Here is a 25,121-nt window from a genome sequence, read left to right as displayed (position 1 = left end):
TCTATAACTAAATAGTTGTAGAGGGGTTAAATGTTAATGTAAACAGCCAAATTGAGGTTTTTATGTTCATCTGAATATTACCAAAACACACAAACTCAACTTAATTCAGGGATTAATTACCTCTTTTTGGCATATCAAAATAAACTACCCCTTAGGTTTATAATACGTAAATTAAATATTAGAATTTATGTGTCAATAATTTGGTTAGATAAACGTTAGTAAGTGCAACTATGAGTTCTCATACGGAATGTATGAAGAATATACTAAATATGTTTAACACAAAAACCACTATATTATGAAACAAACTTTTAACTTTTTTGGATTTTTTATTTTCTTGTTGTGTATGACTCAACAAGTATTCCCGCATGGGACCGTTATTTACCCCGCAAGTAGGGTTTATAATTGTTACACTAATTCTACTTCTATTTGCAAACCTTGTGGCGAAGCAATTTATAACTGGATGGGGGTCTTACAGCCCGATACTAATTATGGAAACCATCAAACTTTCGTTCCAGATGGTCAAATAGCCAGTGGTGGTAACGGTAGTGCAGTAGATTTTAGCTGCCTTGATGCTTTAACCACCGATTGGCCAACCACAAAGGTAAATCATGGGTATATTGATGTGAAATGGAAAAATACAGCACCTCATACTACAGAATATTATAAAGTATATCTCACTCCATTAAACTGGAATCCGACCAAACCTTTACGATGGAATGAATTGATAGAGATTGGACATAAGGGTAAAGGACCTGCAGAATCAACTACTACCATCAGATCTTTTATTCCAGATTCTTATGCCGGAAAAAGAGCTGCTTTAGTAAGTGTATGGCAAAGAGATTACAGACATAGCCATGAGGCATTTTATTCGGTAAGTGATATAATGGTCGAAGGTAACGGTGGTGGTGACTGTACTACCGGTGACATTGTTGGAGTTACTTTTGCCAATAATACAGATTGTAACTTACGATATTATCAGAATAATGCGTTACAAGGATCTGCTAATTCTGGAGGTACTTATGCCGCAAATACTACGATAGGTAGTCGATGGGAGACTCGAGATGCCTCTGGGAATCCAGTAGGTACTTTTACCATTGCTTGTGATCAAACCGTTTATACCTCTGCGGGTGTATGCAATGGAGGAGGAGATTGTAATGTAGGTGATCGAGTAAGTATTACTTTTACTAATGCTACCGATTGTACCTTGCAATATTATCAGAATAATGCGTTACAAGGATCTGCAAATGCTGGAGGGTTTTATGCTACCAGTACTACAGTAGGAAGTCAATGGTCAGCTCGAGAAGCTTCGGGTGAACAGGTAAGTAGTTTTACGATAGCTTGTGATCAGAATACCTACAACTCTACAGGAAACTGTAATGACAACGGTGGTGGAGGTTGCGATGGCTTAGCAGCTTGGTCTTCTAGTTCAATCTATGTAAATGGTGATAAAATCGAGTATAATGGTGTAAAATATCAAGCCAAATGGTGGACTAGAGGTAATAGCCCCGAAAAACATTCTGGCCCATGGGATATCTGGAAAAATATTGGATCGTGTACATCAAGTAAAGCAGGAGAAGCAGAAAAGTTAAACTTTATTGTTTATCCTAACCCTGCACAAGATATTATTACGTTGGCAATAAACAATCTTCAAACTTCATCTTCTCAGATTAGTATTAAGGATATGAATGGAAGAACTTTGGATACTATGACATTAAGTATTCCTAATGGGATAACTAAAGTTAACCAAACGATAAGATTGAACAATTTATCAACAGGTGTTTATTTTATGCATGTTGCTACAGGCAAAGAAACATTCACTCAAAAGTTTTTTGTACAATAATTAACCGATAGTAAAAAATAGATAAGTTAATGAAATGGCTGTCAAAATCTTGACAGCCATTTTTTACTTTAATTTTGCGAATGTCCAACATGGCAACCGCATCCTGCATGCATAAAGCCTTGGGAAGCTTCATGCCAGGGAAATGCATGATTAGACTTATTATTTTCCCACCAGAATTTGGTTCTTTTTTTAGGATTGTTACCAATTTCGTCCATGGTATCAGTATCATATAATCGGCCATTAACCATTACATATTTTACACTTTCAGTATTTCGAATGTTTTCTAATGGATTTTTGTCCAGAACAATTAAATCTGCCAGTTTTCCTTCTTTTAAAGAACCAATATCATTACCAGCGCCTATATACTTTGCACCATTAATGGTAGCTGCTTGTAATGTCTGTAAGTTGGTCATACCTCCTTGATGAAGCAACCATAACTCCCAATGAGTTCCCAGACCATTTAGTTGACCATGACCACCTAAATTAACTTGTACTCCAGCATTGGCCAATGAAGTTACGGTTTTAGAAACTAGTATATGACCATTTTCATACTCTTCATCGGGTGCCATGGTTCTATGTCTGGAGCGTGCATCCAAAATAGATCTAGGCGTATATTTAAGCAGCTTTTCATTTTCCCAAACATTATCCTTTTGATAGAAATAATATTCTCCTCCTAATCCTCCAAAATTTACAATAAGCGTAGGAGTATAACCGACTTCACTTGTTTTCCAAAGCTCATGAACATCTTTGTAAACAGGAGCAACAGGAATATTGTGTTCTATACCTGTGTGTCCATCCATAATCATTGTCATATTATGATGAAAGGTAGAACCTCCTTCAGGAACCACATTAATTCCTAATTCTCTAGCTGCTTGCATCACTTGCTGTCGTTGATCTCTTCTAGGCTGATTATAGCTTTTGACAGAAGTTGCACCAAAAGCTTTTGTTCTTCGTATTGCTGATCTGGCATCTTCAAGATTGTTAATTACGGCCTTAAAGTCTGAATCTCCGCCATATAATATAAAACCAGTAGAATAAACACGAGGTCCAACCATTTCACCGCTTTTAATCAACTCTGACATAGAGAAGATGGTTTCAGTATTCGCAGAAGGGTCATGAATGGTGGTCACACCAAATGCAAGATTTGCATACAACTGCCAATGTTTTTGGGTAGTTAAATTGTACCCTTGTGCATCAATATGCGCATGTACGTCTACAATACCGGGCATAATAGTTTTCTGACTTGCATCAATCACTTTGGTATTTATAGGTATTTTTATTTCTGAAGATTTACCAATTTTTTCAATGGTGTTTTTATGGATAATAATAGTACCATTTTCAATGACTTCATCTCCTTCCATGGTGATGATTCTGGTGTTGGTAAAAGCAATTCTACCAGAAGGAGTATCTGTAGAAACATCTAAACCAATTTGATTTCCTTTCGTAGTTATTTCAGTAGTATTCTTAGTAGATTCAGGAAGAAATGTGTACTTGTCTTTAATCTTATTAGAGAAATATTCATCTCCCAAAGTCCAAAATATTTCTTTACTGTCTTTTGACCAGTGCAGGTTGATACCAGCATCTTTGGTAATTTGAACTACAGGTACATGTTTAGAATTATTATCAAGATTTATTTCTTTACCACTTAGCTTTAAAGGCGCTATATAACCTTTATGCAAATTAGTAAAGGCAATCCATCTGTTATCTGGACTGGGGACTAAGCGGTTTGCATATTTTGATTTGATATGAGTTTTAACATCATTACCATTAAGATTTACAGATTTTAAGGTTTTGGTTAGGTTACCAAAATAAGTACCTCCTGTTTGGTAGAAAACACGTTTTCCGTCTACGGTAAACATAGGGTATGAGCCTTCTTCAGAAATCAATTTTACATCGGTCCCTGTTTTAGTCATGGTATAGATACCTGCATTTTTACTAAAACTTCTTCCCAAATTACTATTACCTCCCTCCTTTTTATAGGTAATCAAACTATTTGAAGGATTGTAAGAAGGTGTTCTGTATATTCCTTTTTCTGAAGTAAGTTTTACAGGAGTTCCTCCTGTAATTGGTATTTTATAGATAGCACCTAGATTTTCATCATTCCATGTAACATATATAATAGATTTGCCATCAGGAGAAAAACTAGGTTCTGACTCGAAGTTAGAAGATTGTGTTGTGAGTCGTTTAGGTTTTCCATTGGGTAGTTTTTTACTCCATAGATATCCCAAAGCACTAAAAACAAGTGTTTTTTTATCGGTAGAAGTTATCGCATGTCGAATTACTTTGGTGGTAAACTCCTTTGGGGCAACAGGAGTATTAAAATGAACAATTTCGGCAATCTTGATGTTAGCGTCAACAGTAAAAGGAATAGTAACTACTTTTTGATCATAGATATTAATTCTATGAATTTTTCCTGAAGACCAAAACACAATTTCTGAGTGATTAGGCATCCAGCTATAGTTAGGGTAGACTCCAAAAATTGCCCAGGCCTCTTGTTGATCTTTGTTTAGTTGGTCATAAATTGGCCATTCTTCTCCTGTTTCAAGGTCATGAATATATAAAACCGTTTTGGTACGAACTCTTTTTACAAATGCCATTTTTTTACCGTCTCTGGATACTTGCGGTCTTGCAGCACCTCCCGGTCCACCGGTAATTGTGCTAGTTTTACCAGTTTTGAAGTCATATCTTTTGATGACATAGATTTGTTTATTAGGATCTTTATTGTACTTAAAATAACCACCAGGATATACATCTTCACAATAATACAAATATCTTCCATCGGGCGATATCGAAGGCTCATTTACATCCTGTTGATTGTTTTTTCTTTTGGTAAGCTGTAATCCGGATCCACCAGTAATATGATATTGCCACATTTCTCCAGCTCCCAAAGAACGTCTTGAGGTAAAATGCTTTCTGGCAATAAGGTAATCTCCAGCTGGCACCCATATGGCATTATTAAGTAATCTAAATTTTTCTTTAGTGATCTGTTGTGGGTTACTACCATCAGCATTCATGATCCAGATGTTATCACCACCTCCTGCATCACTTGTAAATGATATTTTTGTTCCATCAGGACTAAAACGCGGTTGGATTTCGTAAGGTATTCCAGAGCGAAGTACGTTTGCTTTTCCTCCTTCTATAGGAATACTGTATATATCTCCTAAAAGATCAAAAACAATGGTTTTGCCATCAGGACTTATATCTAGGTTCATCCAAGTACCTTCGTTAGTAGTAAAAGAATGATTTTGATAATTAAATGCTCCCGTAGGATTAGAAACATCCCATTTTTCGTTTTTTTCTTTTTGAGCATAGGTATTAAAAAGAATAAAAAAACCAACAACCAAGGTGGTAAAATTATATGTATGCATAATGAGTAATTTACAAAAAACTCAAAATACTCATTTATTGCATAAACTATCTTAAAGTGATGTTAATGCAGAATAAATGGTTAACATGCCATTAAATAAGGTGTACAATAGATATGTTAAGAAAAATTACACAATTCCTATAGTTGTTATTTAACCAGAGGAATTGTGCAAAACTTATTGATTTTAATCTATGACACCATTTAAAATTTGATGCTTTACTTTTTTAATGTAATTTCTTCCCATTGGAATTAGTTTACCGTTAATTTCTAAGCTGTTTTTATCAATTGCCTTGATTTTGTTTAAAGCAATGGTGTAGGATCGGTGGATTCTTATAAATTGATAATCAGGAAGCAATTTGGTGATTGCCGTTAAATTGTAATGTGTAACATAATCTTTATAAGGTGTTTTGATAATTACATAATCTTTTAAACTCTCTATAAATAGAATGTCATCAAAAGGAATTTTAACCATTTTTTTGTCTACTTTGACAAATATGTGATCGTCAAACTCTAATGAGAGATTACCAGATAATTTACTAGAGAGTTGCAATATCCTGGATACTTTGTTCAAAGTTTTCATTAACCGTTGTAAAGAAACAGGCTTAAGAATGTAATCAACAACATCTAATTCAAATCCTTCTACCGCATAGCTATTATCAGAAGAAATGATTATAATTAAAGGAGGAGTATGTAAACTTTTGATAAAATCAATGCCATTAACCATTGGCATATTAATATCAACAAAAATAAGATCGACTTGATTTTGGTGAACAAATTCAAAAGCATCGACCGCATTATTACAGCTATAAATTATTTCAAAATTATCAAAGTACTCCAAGTTTTTTCTTAACACTTGAACAGATAGAGGATCATCTTCAAGTATTACGCATTTTGTTTTCATTAGCAAAGTTGTGTTTTGAGTTCATGTTTTAATGTTTTTGGAAGTACTATAAGAAACCGGTTTTATTGGCTTTTATTGTTTTTTTAAGTTTTTTATAACACTTAATTCCTTAGACACTTTTTAATGAAAAGGTTAGCAAATACCGGTAATTTTAAAAAAATTAACAATTTTCCTACAAATATGATAGAATAAGTTCATGTCAAGAATTGCATATTATTGCATTTTATACTCCGAAAATCTACATTTTTAAGTCATTCAGCTAATTAGTTTCATAGCACCCCAAGTAATTCATACTTTTCCATTGAAACTATAACGTTTTCGATAAATATTAATACACAAACGCTTTAATTTAGGTAAAGAACTATGAAAAATTTTAACAAAACTATTAAGGCTTGGTGTTTTCGAAAATCATCTTTGAAAACATTCTCGCTTTTAATTTTAATGTGTGTAACCGCTATTGGATATGCACAGGTAAACACAGGTGGAAGTGCGACAACCTCTAACCATCAAAAACAAGTAATTGGTTATATTACCAATTGGGACGCATGGAAAACAACGAGTGCCGGAGTACCTGGCCAAGGAGCATTAACACATCTTAATATTGATTATTCTAAGTATACAATTTTAAACTATTCATTTTTTGGAGTAGCCAAAGACGGTTCATTGCATAGTGGTGATCATAGAAACAAACAAATCTATGCTCAGGGATCTGTACAGGAACCAAATGATATTTTCTTTACAAATATCTACAGTAGTTGGGATATGCATATTCTTTTTGGAGAGATAGATCCTATTCAGTTTGTAAACGAAGATGCCAAAGCCAGGGCAGAGGCTCAGGGGTTTCAGGTAGAATTAAATGGAAATACCTGGACACATCCTACATGGGGATTAAGCGGTCCATTACCTATACCTCTTCATAAAGAAGGAGGAGCTCCTGGATTATTAGAATTAGCACACCAAAAAGGAGTAAAAGTAATGGCATCTCTAGGGGGATGGAGTATGTGTAAGCATTTTCCAGAAATGGCTGCAGATCCTGTGAAAAAAGCAAGATTCTTAGAAGATTGTAAAAAATTAATTGCTGTAGGATTTGATGGTATTGATTTAGATTGGGAATATCCTGGTCCATATGCCGGAATGAACTTCACTGGTTCTAATGCAGATTTTGCAAATTTTGCAACCTTGGTACAAGATATTAGAAATGCAATCGGTCCTGATAAATTAATTACTTCGGCAATGTCTGCAGATCCTAGAAAATTAGAAGGACATGACTGGTCTAGCTTATCTCAAAACATGGATTATTTTAATATGATGACTTATGACTATAATGGTGGATGGTCTAATAAAGCAAGCCATAACGCACCAGTATATCCTTATACAGATGCAGAGGTTTCTTTTTTTAGCTGGCAGTCTACTTTGGATAAGTTAGTAGAACTGAATGTTCCTAAAAATAAAATTTGTTTTGGAGCACCTTTCTATGGTAGAGGTGTTATTACAGATGGTACTGCAGATCTTAATGTAGCCACTGTAAAAAGAGCAGAGAATATCCAACCAGATGGTCCTATTCAAACTGCTGCAGATTATACCAATTGGAAAAAAGGAGTATATGATGGTACACCCAATCATTTCTTTATTAAGCAACAAACAAGTAATGGATGGACAAGAAAATGGGATGATGAAGCAAAAGTTCCTTATCTGGTAAAAGACAACTTTTTCTTGAGTTATGATGATGAGGAGTCTATAGGTATCAAAGCACAGTTTATTAACGATAATCAACTGGCAGGAACTATTATATGGACTGTATTTGGTGACTTAGAATTTGGAGGAACAGTAACTTCTTTTGGAGCAAAACTTAAAAGATGGTCGAATGTAAAATCACCTTTGATTAATAAAATGAATGAAGTTTTTGCTGGCGGAGGAACTGGAGGAAATCTAGCTCCTGTGGTAAGCATTACTTCACCTGCTAATAATTCTACATTTGCACAAGGAGATCCTATTACGATTACTGCAAATGCATCTGATCCTGATGGTTCTGTAACCAAAGTAGAATTTTATGATGGCAATACAAAACTAGGAGAAGATACTACCGCTCCTTACCAATATGTATTTCAAAATGCGGCTACCGGAAGCCATTCTTTTAAGGCAAAAGCAACTGATAATGAAGGGAAATCAGCAACTTCTGTTGCAGTTTCGATTACAGTTGAGGTAGATGATAATAATATTGCTCCAACGGTGAGTATTACTTCACCTGCAAATAATGCTACTTTTGATGAGGGAGCGTCTATTGTTGTAAATGCTAACGCATCTGATAGTGATGGAACAATAGCAAAAGTAGAGTTCTTTAATGGTACTACCAAGTTAGGAGAAGATACGACAAGCCCATATAGTTTTACGATTGCTAATGCAGCTGTAGGAACATATAGTTTAACAGCAACTGCAACCGATGATAAAGGAGCTAATACGGTTTCTTCTGCGGTTTCTGTTACTGTAAATGGTGATACGACTGGAGGTGAATGTGATGGTATTGCTGCATGGTCTGCTTCGACAACTTATTTTGGCGGAGATAATGTACAGTATAGTGGTGTACACTATAGAGCAAAGTGGTGGACACTTAATCAAACGCCTAATACGCATACCGGTGATGGTCAGCCATGGGAAAAAATAGCTGATTGTGGTGGTACCGGAGGTGGTAATACTGCACCAACAGTAAGTATTACATCTCCAAGTAATGGAACATCTGTTAATGAAGGAACTTCAATTGCAATCGCAGCAAGTGCTTCTGATTCAGATGGAACAGTAACCAAAGTAGAGTTTTTTAATGGTTCTACAAAGTTAGGAGAAGACACTACAAGTCCTTATAACTATACAATAGCAAATGCTGCTGCCGGAAGTTATACGCTTACAGCAAAAGCAACCGATGATAAAAATGCAAGTACTACTTCTGCTAGTGTAACGATTACGGTTACAGGTGATACAACCGGTGGTGGTTGTGACGGAATTGTACAGTATGTTGCAGGTACTTCTTATAGTCTAAATCAGGAAGTACAAAATGCAGGAGGAAAATATACTTGTAATATCCCAGGATGGTGTTCTTCTACTGCAGCTTGGGCATATGCGCCTGGTACAGGAGCACATTGGCAAACAGCTTGGTCTAAAACAGGAGATTGTTCAGCAGCTAAGAGCTCATTAACAGATGTAGTAAGAGTATTCCCTAATCCTGCTACCAGTGAGATAAATGTTAGTGTTAATGCAGCTAATACGAATTTTAGACTTCAGGTATATACTATTAGCGGAGCTAAAGTGTTAGATTTTAAAGATAGTCAACTAAATGGAAGTTTTAGAAAAACATTTGATATCAGTAATTTAAAATCAGGCCTTTATATGTATACTGTTTCTTTAGGAAACGAAAACGTACAAGGTAAACTGGTTGTAAATAACTAAATCAACTTATATAACTATAGAAAGAGGTTTCCCTCTTTCTATAGTTATTTTTTTTGTTTACAGCTTATCTGACTGGTCTAGTGTACCATTACTTCTCATATAAAGATAGAATAGCATAGTATTTAAATTGTAAATAGTATGCTGTTATGTGATAGCCCCCACAAGTAATTATTCTATACAGTTTTCCTTTTCTGAAATGTTTAAAATTCAGAAACCTACCTATTAAAGAGCATCTCTGTCATTAAGATATGAGAGGCATTTAATAAGGAATTAAAAAGAGGCTATTTCAGGCTTCTTCTGTAGTATAAATTTCTTAATCATTCATTTTATATTATACATTAAGCAAAGTCTTCATGGCTTTTAGTTACCAATAATTCGTGCTTATGTATATGTAAATGAGCTAAATAAAACGTAAAGATAATTGATATGAAAAAAATAATATTTGTTTTCTTGGTATGTATACTATGTATAAATAATGTATCGGCCTATGAGACAACTGCAACGATACAGGTGGATAACTGTGCAAATTTTTCGACATGGTCGGCTTCTGCTACTTATGTTGCAGGAGATAATGTTAAATATAATAATGTGCACTATCGGGCCAAATGGTGGACACGTAATAATATTCCTGAAAATAATATAGGGGATGGGTTACCTTGGGAAAGAATAGGTCCATGTACTGATACCGGGGGAGGTAACGTTTCACCAACCGTTAGTATTACATCACCAACCAACGGAATTTCTTTTAATGAGGGAACTGCTATTGCAATTGCTGCTAATGCAGCAGATAGTGATGGTACAGTTACCAGAGTAGAGTTTTTTAATGGTTCAACCAAATTAGGAGAAGATACAAGTAGTCCATATAATTATACAATAAGTAATGCTGCGGTAGGAAGTTATACTCTTACAGCTAAGGCAACAGATAATGAAGGTGCAATGACTACTTCTTCTTCTGTTGCAGTGACCGTCGTTGGAGATAATCCAGGAGGTGGTTGCGATGGTATAGTGCAATATGTTGCCGGTACATCATATGCTCAGAACCAAGAAGTGCAGAATGACAATCAAAAATTTAAGTGTAATATTCCAGGATGGTGTTCTTCTAGTGCAGCTTGGGCATACGCACCTGGTACTGGGGCTCACTGGCAAAGTGCATGGACAAAAACTGGAGATTGTAATGGAGACATTGGCACTCCACCAAGTGTAAGTATCACATCACCAGCCAACGGGTCTACGTATACACCGGGTGGTGGTATAACTATTAACGCCACGGCATCAGATGATGGAGCAGTAACTAAGGTTGAGTTTTTTGATGGTACAACCAAATTAGGAGAAGATACTTCTAATCCATATTCTTTTACTATCACCAATGCCAGGTCAGGTAAATATATCTTAACAGCTATAGCCACAGATGATCAAGGCAATTCGACCACTTCTAGTGCAGTTGTAATTACAGATGGAGTTGTAACACCAATTTCTGGAAAAATTCTGGTTGGGTACTGGCATAACTTTGATAATGGATCGACCACTCCCAAATTAAGAGATGTTTCAAGAGATTGGGATGTAATCTGTATAGCATTTGCAGAGCCAAGAGCAGGTAGTGGTTCTGATATGCTGTTTAGCCCATATGGTATATATGGAGGAAATACACAGGAATTTATTGATGACGTAGCTGTATTGCAAAGTAGAGGCCAAAAGGTCTTAATTTCTATTGGAGGAGCAAATGCGAGAGTAGAGTTAACCAATACGACCGAAAGAGATGAATTTATCACTTCTATGACCGATATTATAAATACTTATGGTTTTGATGGCCTAGATATTGACCTTGAAGGAAGTTCGGTTTCATTAAGTAGTGGAGATAACGATTTTAGAAATCCAACAACTCCTAAAATCATAAACTTGATCAATGCAACAAAGACTATTAGAAATAATATTGGACCCAACCGTTTTACATTAAGCATGGCACCAGAGACTGCTTTTGTTCAAGGAGGGTATTCGAATTATACGGGTATTTTTGGAGCATACCTGCCAGTAATACATAACCTAAGAAATGAGATGGATTATATTCATGTACAACATTATAATACAGGGTCAATGTTTGGTAGAGATGGAGTAGTATATCAACCAGCTACTGCAGATTTTCATGTGGCAATGGCAGAAATGTTGATTACAGGCTTTAAAGTTGCTCAAACGGGATTAAATTTCCCAGGTTTAAGAGCCGATCAGGTTGCTATAGGTTTGCCAGCAGAGCAAAGAGCTGCAGGTAGTGGATATACTTCAGAGGCAGTTGTGCAACAAGCATTAGATTATTTGATTAAAGGAATATCGTATCCAGGGAGAAGCTATACAACAGACGCTACTTATCCAAATTTTAGAGGATTAATGACCTGGTCAATCAATTGGGATTTGGCAAACAATTCTCAGTTCTCAAGTAGTCATAGAGCGTATCTGGATGGAATAGCAAGCAAATCTGTTTCGGCCAAAACCATAGGTGACTTTTCGATTTCGCCTAACCCAGCACAAGAAACCATACGTGTACATCTCAATTCGTCTAAACCCAACTTATCCTATCGTATGGAAATTTATAATATGAGCGGTATGAGGGTATTAGATTTCAAAGATAACACAATACGTCAAGGAAATAACAGTAAAGACTTTACTCTTACTAACCTTAGAACCGGTATTTATTTTTATAAAGTGTCAATACCTAATGAAGGAATTACTGCGAAAGGTAAACTCGTTATAGAATAGTTCCTTTAATAGAATGGATTAGTAGAAAAGGGGCATTTTGCCCCTTTTTTTTATCTATAAAACATGACTATTTACTACTTAATTTCGAAAATAATTGGTAGCGAATAGTTTACCGAAACATTAACTCCATCTTGTACTCCAGGTTTCATTTGCGGTAAATTATTGATAACACGAATTGCTTCAGTTTCTAATTCTTTAACTGGTCCTTTTGCATGAATATCAATAATATTTCCAGTTCTATCAATTTTAAATTTCACAAGAATTTTTTGAATACCTGATAGTTTTAGCTCATCGCTAATTTTTGTATTAAATTGTAAAACGACAAATTCTTTGATTTTTGTACTAAAACATTTTTTAGCTTCTTCTTTAGAAAGACCTTCACAACCTGGAAATACAGGTATTTTTTCTATACTACCAAAAGGAATTTCAACATGTTCATGTGCTTCTTTGTGTATAGGGTTCGAAAAATCATCACTAACTAGTGCAGTCAGAACTTTTAATGCTTTTTCTTCTTCCTTACTTACATTACCCTGTACTTCTATTTGATTTTTTACAGCTTCAATTTTTTCTAGTAAGGTACTTTGCGAGTTTGTATCACTTTGTGTAATGGTATCTTGTGTGCATGAAGTATAAATAAGCATACCACACACTACTGGGATTAGTAATAAGTATTTAAGCTGGAAAATTTTCTTTGATTTGGATTTTTGTAACATAACTATTCGATTTTTAATTAATGAATGATTGAAAAATGTATTGATGAATGATATTCTTTCGGTTTGAAAAATCTGAGACAATAGCCCCTGATAATATTCTCTTTTATTGGTTTTTGCTATGGCTTTTGCATCAGCAATATATTCCTGAAGTGTGGCAATTCTGTTTTGATAGATATAGATTAATGGATTGAACCATAGTAGAATTCTTAAGACCTCAAAAAAAATAAGATCCATAGAGTGATATTCCTTAACATGAATTTTTTCATGTAATACGATATTGGCTTTTTTTGATTCTGCAAGTGCAGATCCCAGATAAATTGTATTTAAAAAAGAAAAAGCAATGGTCGTATTGGGTACAGAAATAAGAGTAAAACCATTTACTTTACTTTTAACCCCTCGTTGTCTTATTTTAATGATCTTGTATATTTTGAAAGCTAATAAAAGAGTACTAATCACCATGCCGAAATACCATAGATATCTGAAAATAGAGATTAATAAAAAGTAATTTGTAAAGGTATCAGAACCATGAATAACGACTTCTGGTAAAACAATTTCTTTGGTGGTATTATAGCTTATTAATACATCAGGTAATTGTATAATATATTCTGGTGGGACATTTTGTTTGATTGCATTAATTTTAACCAACGGAAGTATAAAACTTAATAATGGAGTAAGAATAAGGTATACCCTGTTCCAATTAAAAAAGGTTTCTTTTTTAAGGAATAAATCATAAATCGCTAGAAACAGTAGTTGAAAAGCTAGTGTTTGTGTAAGCGTTCGGCAAACCACATCTTGTGTAACTTAAGTTTAGGTTTTAATTTTGTGATATGCAAAAAGAAGAAACAAAGAGAAGGCAGGAGATGTATACTATTCTAAGGAACTGGAAGAAAAGCACATTAAGTTTAAAAGATTATGGTAATAAGCATGGTATCAATTATGGTATAATGAAATACTGGCATAGGAAATTTAGAGTTGAATTTCCTGAGCCCAAGAAAACAGCTCCTAAAAGAGAGCCTTCTTTTATTCCTGTAGAAGTTTCTGCTCCGCTGCAGGTTTCTAAAACAGTACCTATTGAGATCCATTATCCCAACGGAGTATTTTTACAATGCCCTTCTGATCTCTGTAAAAAAGAATTGAAAAACCTAATCACCCTTTTCTAATGTTTGGACTCACTACTATCCACAAGTTTCATTTGTATAGCAAACCAACAGATATGCGAAAAGGCTTTAATGGGCTCTGTGGCCTGATACAAAATGATCTTTCTACATCTGTTACCAATGGTTCAGTATACATCTTTATCAATAAAACCCATGATAAAGTAAAATTATTACATTGGAGCGGCAGTAGTTTCATACTCTACTATAAGCGCTTAGAATCAGGTACTTTTGAGATTCCTTATTATGATCAAGAAGTGGGAAGTATTTCTCTAACCTATTCACAATTGGTATTGCTCATAGATGGTATTTCTATCACCAATATCAGTAGAAGAAAACGGTATAAATCGGAAGTTGAAAAAGCCTAATTCGATTGTATAACAAATGGGTTTTTAGTATCTTTATATTGTGGAAATCATACCTCATATTCCTTTAATAGATCAGCGCTCCCCTCTGCAAGAATCCTATGATATTCTTTTAAAAGAGCATCAAAAACTACAATTTGATTATCAGTACTTACAGCAGCAATTATCGGAACTCAAACGTTTGATTTTTGGTAGTAAAAGTGAGCGTTTCATATCTTTAGATACTGGGCAGTTAGATTTATTTGTAGAGCAGCCAGATGTTTCAGGAATTTCTAATGCTGAACTTGACCTCATTGAAGTTAGTTATAAAAGGAATAAGCAAGTAACAGAGAAACAACAACCGGTTCGTAGTGCACTTCCAGCTCATTTACCACGAATAGAAGAAACCATTGAACCAGATGAAATTATATCAGGAGCAACAAAGATTGGAGAAGAGATCACTGAAATATTAGAATATAATCCCTCCAGTATCTTTGTTAGAAAGATCATACGTCCTAAATATATTCTAGCTGAGCAAGAAAAAATAGTAGTTGCTTCCTTACCATCACTTCCCATTCCTAAAGGAAATGCAGGAGCAGGATTGTTGTCTCATATTATGGTTAGTAAATTTGTACATCACTTACCTTTTTACAGACAGCAACAAATATTTAGAAGTCAAGGTTTGGATATTAGCAAAAGTACGCTTAGTAACTGGTTTAATGCAACCACTACCTTATTAGAGCCCTTATATGCTACTTTACAAAAGGAGCTTTTACAAAGTAACTACCTCCAAATAGATGAGTCACCAATAGGGGTTCAGGATACTGCTAAAAAAGGAAAGCTTCATATGGGATATCATTGGGTACACCATGCTCCAATAGAGGGGTTAGTTTTATTTAGATACGATCCTAGTCGATCAAAAAAGGTTCCTGAAAAACTATTACAAAACTATGGTGGTACCATTCAAACCGATGGATATTCAGGATATCTAAATCTTACTACTAAAAGAGATATTACCTTATTGGCTTGTATGGCGCATGCAAGAAGGTATTTTGAAAAAGCACTGGATAATGATGCCTTCAGAGCTCATTACGTATTGGAGCAAATTCAACGTTTATATTCTATAGAGAGAAAAACCAGAGAACGGAAAAGTTCTTTTGCACTAAGAAAAAGGTATCGTAAGTTGTGTGCAGTTCCTATGCTAGAGGCATTAGGAAACTGGCTTAAAGAACAAGTTCTTCTAGTGCTTCCTAAAAGTGCGATCGGAAAAGCAATTGGAAAAGCAATTGGAAAAGCAATTGGAAAAGCAATTGGAAAAGCAATTGGATATACTCTCAAATTATGGGATAAACTAAAAAGGTATACTACTGATGGTCGCTACGAGATTGATAATAATCTAATAGAAAATACTATTAGACCACTAGCACTTGGAAGAAAAAATTATTTGTTTTCAGGATCTCACAAAGCCGCACAGAGAGCAGCTATTTTATATTCCTTTTTTGCAAGTTGTAAAATCAATAACATCAATCCGTATAGCTGGCTTAAAGATGTACTAGAAAACATACAAGAATGTAAAGCCAACCAATTAAGGACATTATTGCCTAATAATTGGAAGCATCATTATTAAATTTCCTTTCTGTTTATACATTGAAACATCCTTTTTATACGCTGAGAGTTACCGTTAATACAATTACCAAAAAAAGAAATTAATAATTTTTTAGTTTTGGGAAATTTTAAAACCTAAAAATTATGAATATGAAAATTTCCAGTAATTTTAAAAAGTATTTAGTAGTAACAGCACTAGCATTATTTATTGCATCGTGTGAAAAATCCGAATTAAATGAACAAGCTTCTGTTTCTGAAGATAAAACAGAAAAGCTTAATGATGAAAACTCCATAATATTTCATAAGAGTTATAGTGGGGATCTTTCTGAAAAAGAAGCTAATGCTAAATTTGAGGTAGATCTAAAAATCTTTAACGAAAACCGAAAAATAAGCGAAAAAAAATCATTCGTATGGCAATGGTATTCTAAATTATCCGTTAAAACTGGGACCTTATCAAATAGTCAAACTAATGGTACAGTAAAAATGAAAGCTCTTTATAATAGAGGGCCAAATTCAGCTGAGCCGGGTCTTCGAGGTACTCTATTGGTTAATAGAAGAACATTGGACAATCCTGAAAATGGACAATGGGATTTTTACATATTTAGACACATTGAGCATGTTGTAGGGTGGGTAAAAATTGAAAATGTTGAATTTATACTAGACGAAAATAGTAATGATGGATGGTTTTTAGAACGGTTCCAGCTTGAAATTACACCTTCACTTCAACAAAATTCTTCAAGTGGATCTTCTATATTGGTAGATGTTCCAAAAGAATGGTTAGATAATGATGAAGTGGGTTATAAAAATACTTATAAGGTTTCTAATGATAGTGAAGAAATGCTACTTTTTAACTAGAGAAATTTCACTAAACAACATCATAAGACTGTCTGAAAAGGCAGTTTTTTTTACACCTTTTCTTATGACTATCAGATATTTAGTCGTCCCTGAAAAAGCCTTAAATGATTTTATCTATCACGTATTTATTTTGAGGATTGGCATTTAGATTCCTATGGATTATTTTCATTAGTTTATAAATTAAGTGTAAGCGTTCGGTAAACTACATAGAGTGTAATTTACCGAACGCTTACGTATTTGTAATATATAATGAATCATTTTATTCTTCTTCTTTATTAATTTCTTTCATTACCTTTTCCATCTCTTCGATATTGATATCATTTTTCTTTATAAAAAAGGAAACCATACTTTTAAAAGAGCCTTGAAAATAGCCGTCTATTAGTTTTGTAATGCTTTGATTGCTATAATCGTTTTTATGTACAAGAGGAAAATAAATATGTATTCTACCTTCTTTACGATAGTTTACAAAACCTTTATCTTCTAATATTCTTACAATTGTAGAAACGGTGTTGTAAGCAGGTTTTGGTTCCTGAAATTGTTCTAGAATAGATAGCACACTGCCTTCATTCAAATCCCATAGGATTTTCATAATATCTTCTTCTGCCTTGGTAAGTTGTTTCATAAATCATTAATTTTTCAAACTAAATTTTTAGTTTCACGTTGCTAATATAAACTATTTTATTAGTTTGAACTAATATTTTAGTTTGAAAATTTGTAAATAATGTTACCAGTAAAGAAGGGTAGAAGGAGAAGTAGCCTATATTTAAAGGGCTTTTGAAGAAAATAAGGGGTATAAATAACTAAGGTGATTCATTATGAATCACCTTAGAAAATTTGTATTAGAAAAGTGTTTTATTCTTTAGTAGCGTTTTTCATCTGTTCTTTTACCAAACCATAAAACTCATCAAATTTAGGATCAATAATAATTCTGGTACTTGTTTCGATACTATCAGACCCATATTCGCTTTTGGCAAGAACTTCGACTCTTTTTGGGTCTACTTCAAAATCTTTTTGCAATATTCTTACTATAGATGCAGCTTGTTTTGCACTTAAATCCCAATTATCGGCAATGCTCTTGTCTTTAAAATTTAGGGCATTACTATTACCTTCTACCGTAATCTTCAAATTAGGTTTTGCTTTAAGAGCTGTAGCTATTTTTCCTAAAATACCTTTTGCTTTATCTTGCACAGTATAACTTTTATCATTATCACCAAATATGGTAGTATTTGGTAATACTATAAGTACCGCTCCATTCTTAACGCCAATATTCCCTTCACCACCTAACGCATTTTTAAAAACTGTTAAGGTTGCTAATTTTACAGAGTCGTTTTTACTAATAGCATCGTTAATAGTTTTGATCTGTTTATCTTTTTCCTGAAGACTTTTAAGAGAGGTTTCTAAATTTTTGGCCTTTTGGTTTGATAATTCTGTGAAACTGCTCATATTGTTTAAAAGAGACGCATTGGTTTCTTTAAGGTCTTTAACTTGTGCTTCTATTGTTGCAACCTGCGTTTGTGTAGCTTTCTCTTTCTTGCGAGAATCGTTTAATTCTTCCTTTGTTGTTTTTAGCTCTTGTCTTAGTTTATTAACCTCATCGATAAGATCTTTCTTTTTTTGTGCATGTATCGCCCCTATAGACATTAACAGTACACAACTACCTAAAATAAATTTTTTCATTGATTTTTATATGATTTGTTGCATTTGCTAAAATAAAACATTTTTTTATAAACAAAATGATCTTGATTTTTTGAGTAACATCAAAAGATCAAGATCATTTTATATTGAAGTATATAGCAAATACAAGGATTAAGGTTTCTTTAATGCCTCTTTTGCAATTTTTATACTCGAATTAATTTGCTCCTTTAATTGATCTACTTTTACTTTTTCTTCCTTAAGTAATTTCATTTGTATTGCTAACTTTTCGGGATTGATCTTATTGCCTCCTTCTTCATGTGGAAACTTGGTACTAAAATCACTCATCCAGGTCATCATAAAATCATAAGCATCTTTTACTCCTTGTTGCGCTTTTGCATAGGTTTGTCCTTGAGCAGTTGTATCAATTTTAACCTCAAGGTCTTTGATCAAGGTACTCATTTCTCCCATTTTTGGCATCACCTCATCATGGACATCAATTACTTTTTGCATTAATGCATCAAACTCTTGTTCTTCTTTAGATAGTTGATTACAAGAAATTGAAACCAAAAGAATAGTTAGCAGAGGGTATAAAAAAGTTTTTTTCATGTTGTTTTTGTTTAGAATGGTTAGAAAATGAATGAATTAAAGGGGGAAAATCATTTTCAATAAATCATTTCAAATATATTATTTTTTTACGTTTAATTGTGGTTTCGATCTTTTGTATTGAAGACCTACCTTATTCATTTTGTATTGTTGTCTTATGATATAAAAAAAACAAAATGAAATTGCTGCAATTAGAATATAGACGAACATTGTTTTTGTTATTTATGAAGTTTTTGATTTTTTACTTAGTAATTCAAAACCGATGATTATAAGAAGACTTATTCCGAATAAAGGAAATACTAAACCAAGGATTCCTATTAAGGTCATGATACCGTATCCAACTTTAAATTGTAAGGGGACTTTTGGGGTTCCCCAACTTCCTTTTCGTTTTCTTAAGACATACGAAATTAAAGCAGAAAGACTCATCATGGTTAACCCTATTGCAATTATAAGCATGAGCCACCAGTTCCAGAGACCAAATTCTCCTTGATGAAATGCCATTACCCACATTCTAGCTCTCATCAATACCCCGACATCTTTCCAGTCATTCGATAAAATTTCTTTACCCGAATATGCATCGATATGAATCTTTTTTTGAGAACTCAAATCAGAAGGGTTTTGATTAGAAATACTATAGATACCTTTTGGTCCTTTGGGAAAATTAATAGAAACAGTACCCGATAAATTATATGTTTTTGCTTTGGTAACAATTTCATCTAAAGTTAACATTTTACCTTTTGATTCTGATTTAAGATGATGTCCACCCCATGAAGCAGGAAACCCTGTATTGGTTATCGTTTGTAATTGTTTAAAATTTGAACCAAAAACATCGGTCCAGGGCAATCCACCTGCAAGAATAAGTAGGAATAAAGCAGAAAACCAAAACCCACTAATAGTGTGCAAATCTCTATAAAATGTTCTTTTTCCTTCTTTTGTTCTGGGTATAAAATATCCTCTTAGATTCCAACCTTTATTGGGCCACCAAACATAGAGTCCTGTTAGAATTAAAATGATCATCCAACTTGCTATTAGTTCCACGATTTTGGTACCAAATTTACCCAATAGCAATTCACCATGTAATTTACGTACCAAATACATATCTGTATGTTTTGGAATAATTTTTCCTGTAACTGCGCCCGAGTATGGATTAATATAAATACTCTTTTTATGGCTAAAACGACCCGAAGTAAATTCTGTTGCCTGATTAAGAGCATTCGGTATAACCATTGCATTAGGCTTTTTTGTAGCATTAGCGGTAGCAATTTGTCGTTGTGCTTCAAAAGATATTGTATTTTCTTTTATGGCAACTTCTTTAATATGTTTTTGTCTAGGTGCTTCATAATCGGCTTTAAACAAATAGATACCACCTGTTATAGCCAGTATTATTATAAAAGGAAGTGAAATAAGGCCCGCTATAAAATGCCATTTCCATAGCCATTGATTAAGAGATTTATTTTTTTTCATGGTTTAGAATTTTTATACCAGCAAGATTGAGTTCATCTTGCTGGTAATATTCTTTAAAAATTATAACGAATCCCAAGATGAAAAGCTCTGGGGTTACCTATAGTATAACTATTCTCTCCTCTAAATCGGTTAAACGAGGCTCTTGCAGCATACAACTCGTCAAAAATATTAAGAGCATGTCCCCATATCTCAACATTTTTGTAATGTAAAGTTGTTCTAAAATTGAAAACAGAATGTCCGTTATAGGTCTCTGTAGCAGTAGTACCATCTTCATTTTCTACTTGTCCTTCAAAACTGGTATTGTATTTACCTACAAGTTCATGTTCTGCAGTTACGCTAAAACCAAAATTATCGTTGAGATCTTTTCTGTAAGTAATCAAAGATGTTCCTAATAACTTTGGAGCAGTTTCTCTATCTGTATCAGAATAATCTACACCACCGTCAAAAAATTCTATATAACGATGTTTGGCGTAACTTCCGTTATGGGTTATCGATAGTCCTTCTAAAGGAATCCAGCTAATACCGTATTCAAGTCCATAAGATCTGGTAATTCCTGCATTGGTATTAAAGAAATTATCATTTTCGTCTCGTAACGTGATCAACGTATTTTTTCCTTCCAGAAGGTATATCGCAGCATCTAGTTTTAATTTAGAAGGAATGGTGTAATATCCTCCTATTTCATAATTATGATAACGACTGGGTTTAATACCTTTTAATTCATTACGATTACGATATAAAGTAGAAACCTGTGGAGGTGTAAAACCTTGAGAATAATTTGCATATACTCCTTTGGTAGCATCAAAATTATAGTTGATTCCCAATTTTGGAGTTAGGTTATTAAAATTATCGACAGCATCATCTACACCCGTTACTCCGTCTGATAAATTGTCATAATCATATTCAAAACCATCATAACGTATGGCAGCTGTAACTTTTAAAGCTTCTAATGGTGATATTTCATATTGAAGATACCCCGCATAATTAAATATATCAGCTTCATAATTAAGTATGAAATCTCCAGAATTAAGTGTGTAATCGATATTTCTACCGGTTTCTGGATCTACAATAACACTGGTTGTTTCTGCTACATAACGCTGTGGGGAATAATCGGTAGTTACCCCAGCTATTAACGAAGAGTTTGCATAGGCAAAGTTTATTTTATGTTGAATAAGACCAACATAACTTTGAAACTTGTTAGAATTTAATTCTCCAGAACCAAAACCAGTCAATTGTCCTTGATCTCTAAATTGTCTTACTCTGTACGAAGGGTTTTGATCCATTCTATTGTTTCTAACTACAAAGTTAAACGAGGTTTTGTTGTTTGAGTTCCAAGATTTATCAAGGGTAGTTCTAGCTCTAAATGCAATTGCCTTTCTTTCAGTAAAAGTTTGGTCGCTTTCGTAATTACCTTCAGTATAATCACTTTCACTTAAAGAACCACTCATATCCGATCTGTAGTCTACCACGTCTAAAACAGAAATCCATTTGGTAGTATCATTAATGTCATATACTGTTTTAAAAGTAATTGCTGTTTTTTCATAATCACTATGTTCTATAGGGCCATCTTCACGTTTAGCATGTTTACCGGCAATATAGAATCCAAAGTTTTCTGAAGTTTTATCTGATACTTCTGCTTCGTATTGAGTAAGTCCTATATCATTGATCTGAAAACCAAGACTACCACTCAATTTTTCTGATGGGTTTTTGGTAATGAAATTAAAACTACCTCCAATAGCTTCGCTTCCATAAATACTGGATGCAGGCCCTTTTAATACTTCGACACGACCAAAAGCAAGATCGTTCATTTCTAATAATGCATTATGATTAAATACAGAAGTAGGGCGTATCTGTAGTCCGTCTTCTAAGTATAGAAATAATGCCTTTGTAGAAATAGGGGAACGAACTGCCATAAAGTGTTGTTCGTTACTAGCGGCTCTCGAAGTAGACATGTATACTCCTGGTACCTGGTTGACTAATTGATCGATACCAAAAGCTTTAGTTTCTGCAATTGCCTGTGCATTTATAGTAACAATAGAACCTGGTACTTCTGATCTTTTTTGAATTTCTCTACTCGCAGAAGTAACTAAAACCTCTTCTAATAGTTCATTTTCCTGAGCTAATACGATAGTATTAAAACCTTTATTTAGAGTTACTACTTTACTAATAAAACCTAAGAAGCGAATTTCTACTTTATTGGTGTCGGTAAGAGTGATAGAGAATTCTCCATCGGTATTACTTACAGTGCTTGTATTTGTTGCATTAACCTCTATAATAGAAGCTCCTGATAAGGGGGTGTTGTAATTATCGGTTATTTTGCCCTGATAAGATTGTTGCGAATAACTAAATATTCCAAGACATAGGAATATAGTCAATACGAATGTGTTTTTCATTTTGTATATACGTTGAGTTAGTTTGTGTTGATATGGATAACGTCCCATTTGTTAAAAACGTAAGTGGATTAAAAAATAATTTTAAGGATATCACAGTTAAATATTAAAATCATGCACACATATAGATAATAAGTAATGATATGAACATATGTTTTATGAATATATCAAGTACCTCTTTACCTAAATAGGTGAGATTTTTTTAAGCTAGCTTCTTATACATCAACTTCTCGATCCTATTACATAGATAGTAGGATTGTATAAAAATTATAAGCTTTAATTAACGGTAGATTATATAATGTATATAAATGTGTTTACGATAATCTATGCCGTGGAGGTGGGTCAATGTCTAAAAGAATAATTTTAGACTTCAGGTGTTTTAATTTCCAATTTTTGGAAGGTTCTTCTATAATCAAATGATTGCTTTTTATAAGAACCGCAGGATCTTGATAAAAAAGAGGAATAAAAGATTCTGAAATTACAATGTTTTGTTTTTCTTCTGATGAAGACTGCGTTTTGGCCTTCATTTGATTCATTAAATAACATTTACCATTACATTGTAATCTTGGTCTTTCTTTGTTTATACAGTATTTTTTGATAATAGTATCCATATTAAGCTGATAATACAGCACGGTGCTAACCTCTATAGCAGGGCGTATGGCAAAAGAAGCAAATAATAATATCGAGAATACTATTCTCATCGAGGGATATAAAAATTTCGTGCAAAAGTATGAATTTGAAACATTTTTTTATTTATAAAATGAAATTAAAATTTGAATATCCGGAATGTATACTAATTCATTATTGTCAACCTGAACTTGTTTCAGATTCTTGTCATAAAATTAGTACTCATGAGAGGAATAAGATTCTGAAATAAATTCGGAATGACATTAAAATATCATAATCTTTTTGGGCTGTTTGGGTAGGACTCAATGGTCTGTTAGAAACAAAAAATAATTTTAATCCATCTGGAGAAAACATAGCTTCTAAATCTTTAAACTTACCCGAGAAAGGAGCAACTTCTGGAGACGACCATGTATCTTTCTTTTTTGTAATCTTTATAATAGTAGAAAGCTCTCCAGAATACCCTTGGGCTGTAAAGTATATTTCGTTCAAAGTAGGGGATATGGTAAAGTCTCTTACCGTAGGAAATTGGGTAATAATTTCGGATAGTACCGATTGGACTTTTTCTTTTTCCTGACTATTAACAAAACCTAAATTAACAAATAACAATACGCCTATAAGATATATTTTCATGTCCGATTTTTATATGATCAGATTGAAATATAAATATTATCAATAAGACTTACTACTAAGGTTTTTATAAAATATATTACATATACTCTGTTAATCACTTGAGTCGTGATTTTTTATTGTAAAAAGAGGAAGAGAAACCTTGTATTTTACAACCAATAATCTGATAATGATAATAAACAGGGCGGTAGAAATATTGGTAATAGTTTGATCAACCTTAAAAGCATATAATATCATAAAGCAGACTCCGCCAGCAATAGAGATGGTGGCATAGATTTCTTTTCTAAAAAGTACCGGAATTTCATTACAAAGGATATCTCTAATAACACCTCCAAAACATCCGGTGGTAGCTCCCAAGCCAACACATATAATTGGTTCTAATCCAGCATTGATACCTGATTCGACGCCAATAATAGTAAAAACACCTAAACCAATTGTATCGAATAAAAAAAGAGAACCCTTAAGATAATCCAGTTTATTTCTAAAGATAATAGAGAAAACGGTAACTCCACTAATTAAATACATGGTGGTCGTATTTTGCATCCAGGATACCGGTGTATTACCAATCAAAATATCTCGAATAGTTCCTCCTCCTATAGATGTAACAAAGGCAATAATAAAAATACCAAACAGATCTAGTTTTCTGTTCATAGCACTTAATGACCCCGATATTACGAAGGCAACAGTTCCCAGAATATCCAAAGTGGTAAAGACGGTCATGTTACTTTTTTTTGGGTGTAAAAATAAGCTATTATTTTTTCTTTGAAAAGTACTTGACTTTTATGATTAGAGGTAGAAAAGAAGAGAACTCTG

General features: G+C 33.6%; 18 protein-coding genes. 7 read left to right on the top strand and 11 right to left on the bottom strand.

The window, feature by feature from the left end:
* Nucleotides 1–295: 295 nt before the first annotated feature.
* The gene (locus tag ABW636_RS07585; RefSeq protein WP_367589362.1) at nt 296–1,840 is read left to right on the top strand and encodes a lytic polysaccharide monooxygenase; all 1,545 of its coding nucleotides are present in this window, start codon (nt 296–298) and stop codon (nt 1,838–1,840) included.
* Between the two features lie 68 nt (nt 1,841–1,908).
* Here the strand turns inward: ABW636_RS07585 and ABW636_RS07580 are convergent, their stop codons facing one another.
* Together ABW636_RS07580 and ABW636_RS07575 are read right to left on the bottom strand one after the other, a co-directional pair.
* Nucleotides 1,909–5,208: an amidohydrolase family protein gene (locus ABW636_RS07580; protein WP_367589361.1), complete on the bottom strand. Its 3,300-nt coding sequence runs from the start codon at nt 5,206–5,208 to the stop codon at nt 1,909–1,911.
* 183 nt (nt 5,209–5,391) lie between these two features.
* Nucleotides 5,392–6,108 carry a LytR/AlgR family response regulator transcription factor gene (locus tag ABW636_RS07575; protein ID WP_367589360.1) on the bottom strand — a complete coding sequence of 239 codons (717 nt, stop codon included), beginning with the start codon at nt 6,106–6,108 and terminating at the stop codon, nt 5,392–5,394.
* A gap of 363 nt (nt 6,109–6,471) precedes the next feature.
* Here ABW636_RS07575 and ABW636_RS07570 point away from each other — a divergent pair, with 363 nt between their 5' ends.
* Together ABW636_RS07570 and ABW636_RS07565 are read left to right on the top strand one after the other, a co-directional pair.
* Nucleotides 6,472–9,546: a glycosyl hydrolase family 18 protein gene (locus tag ABW636_RS07570; protein ID WP_367589359.1), complete on the top strand. Its 3,075-nt coding sequence runs from the start codon at nt 6,472–6,474 to the stop codon at nt 9,544–9,546.
* 426 nt (nt 9,547–9,972) lie between these two features.
* Nucleotides 9,973–12,294, top strand: coding sequence for an Ig-like domain-containing protein (locus tag ABW636_RS07565; protein WP_367589358.1), 2,322 nt, complete (start codon nt 9,973–9,975; stop codon nt 12,292–12,294).
* Nucleotides 12,295–12,368: 74 nt separating this feature from the next.
* Here ABW636_RS07565 and ABW636_RS07560 read toward each other — a convergent pair whose 3' ends face one another.
* A complete protein-coding gene (locus ABW636_RS07560; protein ID WP_367589357.1) occupies nt 12,369–13,796 on the bottom strand; it encodes a M56 family metallopeptidase in 1,428 nt (475 codons plus the stop codon).
* A 38-nt stretch (nt 13,797–13,834) separates the two neighbouring features.
* Here ABW636_RS07560 and tnpA point away from each other — a divergent pair, with 38 nt between their 5' ends.
* The 4 genes from tnpA to ABW636_RS07540 all read left to right on the top strand — a co-directional run bounded on the left by tnpA (nt 13,835) and on the right by ABW636_RS07540 (nt 16,965).
* Complete coding sequence (gene tnpA, locus ABW636_RS07555) at nt 13,835–14,167, top strand: IS66 family insertion sequence element accessory protein TnpA (RefSeq protein ID WP_367589356.1); 333 nt, start codon at nt 13,835–13,837, stop codon at nt 14,165–14,167.
* Nucleotides 14,167–14,529: an IS66 family insertion sequence element accessory protein TnpB gene (tnpB, locus tag ABW636_RS07550; protein WP_367589355.1), complete on the top strand. Its 363-nt coding sequence runs from the start codon at nt 14,167–14,169 to the stop codon at nt 14,527–14,529. Before tnpA ends, tnpB begins: the two co-directional genes overlap by 1 nt.
* Before the next feature lie 40 nt (nt 14,530–14,569).
* The gene (gene tnpC, locus ABW636_RS07545; protein WP_367589354.1) at nt 14,570–16,132 is read left to right on the top strand and encodes an IS66 family transposase; all 1,563 of its coding nucleotides are present in this window, start codon (nt 14,570–14,572) and stop codon (nt 16,130–16,132) included.
* A 122-nt stretch (nt 16,133–16,254) separates the two neighbouring features.
* Complete coding sequence (locus tag ABW636_RS07540) at nt 16,255–16,965, top strand: hypothetical protein (RefSeq protein WP_367589353.1); 711 nt, start codon at nt 16,255–16,257, stop codon at nt 16,963–16,965.
* A gap of 259 nt (nt 16,966–17,224) precedes the next feature.
* Here the strand turns inward: ABW636_RS07540 and ABW636_RS07535 are convergent, their stop codons facing one another.
* From ABW636_RS07535 to ABW636_RS07500, 8 genes are all read right to left on the bottom strand, one after another.
* Nucleotides 17,225–17,587, bottom strand: a complete 363-nt coding sequence (locus ABW636_RS07535) for a BlaI/MecI/CopY family transcriptional regulator (protein WP_367589352.1) — start codon at nt 17,585–17,587, stop codon at nt 17,225–17,227.
* Nucleotides 17,588–17,817: 230 nt separating this feature from the next.
* The gene (locus tag ABW636_RS07530) at nt 17,818–18,642 is read right to left on the bottom strand and encodes an OmpA family protein (protein WP_367589351.1); all 825 of its coding nucleotides are present in this window, start codon (nt 18,640–18,642) and stop codon (nt 17,818–17,820) included.
* Nucleotides 18,643–18,771: 129 nt separating this feature from the next.
* Nucleotides 18,772–19,206, bottom strand: coding sequence for a hypothetical protein (locus ABW636_RS07525; protein ID WP_367589350.1), 435 nt, complete (start codon nt 19,204–19,206; stop codon nt 18,772–18,774).
* 219 nt (nt 19,207–19,425) lie between these two features.
* Complete coding sequence (locus ABW636_RS07520) at nt 19,426–20,667, bottom strand: PepSY-associated TM helix domain-containing protein (RefSeq protein ID WP_367589349.1); 1,242 nt, start codon at nt 20,665–20,667, stop codon at nt 19,426–19,428.
* A gap of 53 nt (nt 20,668–20,720) precedes the next feature.
* Nucleotides 20,721–23,057 (bottom strand): TonB-dependent receptor domain-containing protein, encoded by a 2,337-nt coding sequence (locus ABW636_RS07515; RefSeq protein WP_367589348.1) that lies wholly within the window; start codon nt 23,055–23,057, stop codon nt 20,721–20,723.
* Between the two features lie 311 nt (nt 23,058–23,368).
* A complete protein-coding gene (locus ABW636_RS07510; protein WP_367589347.1) occupies nt 23,369–23,755 on the bottom strand; it encodes a hypothetical protein in 387 nt (128 codons plus the stop codon).
* Nucleotides 23,756–23,903: 148 nt separating this feature from the next.
* Entirely contained in the window at nt 23,904–24,311 is a 408-nt protein-coding gene (locus ABW636_RS07505) for a hypothetical protein (protein ID WP_367589346.1), read from the bottom strand.
* A gap of 90 nt (nt 24,312–24,401) precedes the next feature.
* Nucleotides 24,402–25,028: a trimeric intracellular cation channel family protein gene (locus ABW636_RS07500; protein WP_367589345.1), complete on the bottom strand. Its 627-nt coding sequence runs from the start codon at nt 25,026–25,028 to the stop codon at nt 24,402–24,404.
* Between the last annotated feature and the right edge of the window lie 93 nt (nt 25,029–25,121).

Origin of the sequence: Aquimarina discodermiae, assembly GCF_040786235.1 — a bacterium.
Classification (GTDB): domain Bacteria; phylum Bacteroidota; class Bacteroidia; order Flavobacteriales; family Flavobacteriaceae; genus Aquimarina.
The sequence above is the reverse complement of the archived record's forward strand: the minus strand, read 5'-3'. Positions and strand labels throughout refer to the sequence as shown.